Source organism: Mycobacterium gordonae (assembly GCF_002101675.1).
Taxonomy (GTDB): domain Bacteria; phylum Actinomycetota; class Actinomycetes; order Mycobacteriales; family Mycobacteriaceae; genus Mycobacterium; species Mycobacterium gordonae.
In genome coordinates this window covers 1-1,836 of record NZ_LQOY01000184.1, presented here as the reverse complement: position 1 = coordinate 1,836, position 1,836 = coordinate 1, and the positions used below count along the sequence as shown (strand labels likewise).

Here is a 1,836-nt window from a genome sequence, read left to right as displayed (position 1 = left end):
GGGGCGGGTTGAGTGGTTTGAGTGGCCTGGCCGGGTTGCCGACCTCGTTGATGGGCCGCGGCTTCGGCGGGATGGCGGGGTCGGGGCGTGCTGGTGCCGGGGCGTCGGGCCGCTTGGCTGCCGGTGCAGCTGGGGTGTCTCAGGGCTCAATTCCGTTGTCTGAGGTCTCTTTTGAGGGTAAAGGGGTCTGGGCGGGCGGCCGGGAGGCTGTGCATCGCTATCTGGAAGAGGCGTTGGATCGGATGGGCATTTCGGATCCGCGGGCCCGGGCGCATTGGATGGCGGGTATGACGACGATCGCCGAACATGAGTCCGGGTTTCGTACTGACGCAATCAATTTGATTGATACGAATGCGCATGGTGCGCGCCAAACCGATGGCGGGCCACAGAATTCCAGCCGCGGAGTGTGGCAGCTGGTGCCGGGGACGTTCGCGCACTATCACCAGCCGGGGACGTCGAATCATATTTGGGATCCGGTGGCTAATGCGTGCGCGTCGATCAACTATCAAATGGCCCGCTATGGGGTGGCCGCGGACGGGCACAATCAGCGGGCGTTGGTCGGCCAATCCAACCCGGGCGTCCACCATGGGTATTGAGCGATGGTGGACTTTATACCTGCGTTCCGGGTGGACGGTTTCGGGCGCGGCGGTAAGCCGCGCGGTAAGTATCAACACTGATACCCAGTACCGCAGCAAGGGTTCTGGCGTTGTGGTCGCTCAGCGACTGGTCGGCGCGCTCAATCGCCCGCAGGGTGGTGGTGGCGATTTTGGCGGCTGCCGCGAGTTCGGGTTGTGTCATTCCTTTCATGACGCGCCAGTCTCCGGGGTAGCGCTCTTCGGGGTCGATGCAGACGACCTGGTCGATTGCAGCGCTGAGAACGTCCATGACGCGTGCAAGGAGGTCTACCTGTGGGGTGCGGGTGCCGGCTTCCCATGCATGGATGGTGGAGGTCCCGATGTCGCCTAGTCGTGCTAGATCGGAGACGCTCAAGCCGCGTTCCTGGCGGAGTGCAGCGAACTTCGCAGCATCAAATCCGCGCAGTACTCGCCTGGTCATCGGCGCGTTGGGGGCGTCATAGCTAGACAGGTTCACATTAACTCTCATGCAGTGTTCAAGGCGGGCGACTTTTCGCAGCGTCTTAACGTAGACTAGCGCCGGGCAGTGCCGCCCGTTTTCCAAACCCCCGTCCGACTACACGAGGATTCCCATGTCTTTTCTCTTCGCCACCCCGGAGTCGGTCACGGCGGCGGCATCGCAGATCACGACGATCGGATCCGCGCTTGAACAGGCCAACACCGCGGTGAAAGCATCGACAGCCACGGTACTGGCAGCCGGCGCTGATGAGGTCTCGACGGCTATCGCCACACTGATGAGCACACACGGGCAGGCATACCAGACGGCCAGCGCCCAGGTCTCGCAGTTTCACAACCAGTTCATCCAGCTACTCAACGCCAGCGCAGGATCCTACGCAACCGCCGAAGCCGCCAACGGCAATCCGCTACAGGCGGTGGAGCAAGAACTGCTGGGGGTAATCAATGCGCCGACGAACACGCTGCTGGGGCGCCCGCTGATCGGTGACGGTGTTGCCGGCAGCGCAGCCAATCCCAATGGTCAGGCCGGTGGATTGCTCTACGGCAACGGCGGCAATGGCTACAACGGTTTGGGCGGCGCGGGCGGCGCAGCCGGGTTGATCGGCAATGGCGGGGCCGGAGGCACCGGCGCCCCCGGCCGAGCCGGCGGAGCCGGAGGAGCCGGCGGTTGGTTGTACGGCAACGGCGGGGCCGGGGGTGCGGGCGGCCTCGGCGGCGCTGCTGGCGGCATCGGTGGGGCCGGGGG

Annotated in this window: 3 protein-coding genes; 2 read left to right on the top strand and 1 reads right to left on the bottom strand. The window is 64.7% G+C overall.

Annotated features, from left to right (window positions below):
* A partial coding sequence (locus tag AWC08_RS23965) for a transglycosylase SLT domain-containing protein (RefSeq protein WP_419196919.1) occupies positions 1 to 596 on the top strand: 596 nt, incomplete at its 5' end.
* Between the two features lie 13 nt (positions 597 to 609).
* Here the strand turns inward: AWC08_RS23965 and AWC08_RS23960 are convergent.
* Entirely contained in the window at positions 610 to 1,056 is a 447-nt protein-coding gene (locus AWC08_RS23960; protein ID WP_042910060.1) for a helix-turn-helix domain-containing protein, read from the bottom strand.
* A gap of 151 nt (positions 1,057 to 1,207) precedes the next feature.
* Here AWC08_RS23960 and AWC08_RS23955 point away from each other — a divergent pair.
* On the top strand, positions 1,208 to 1,836 hold a 629-nt coding region (locus tag AWC08_RS23955; protein ID WP_142283776.1), incomplete at its 3' end, for a PE family protein.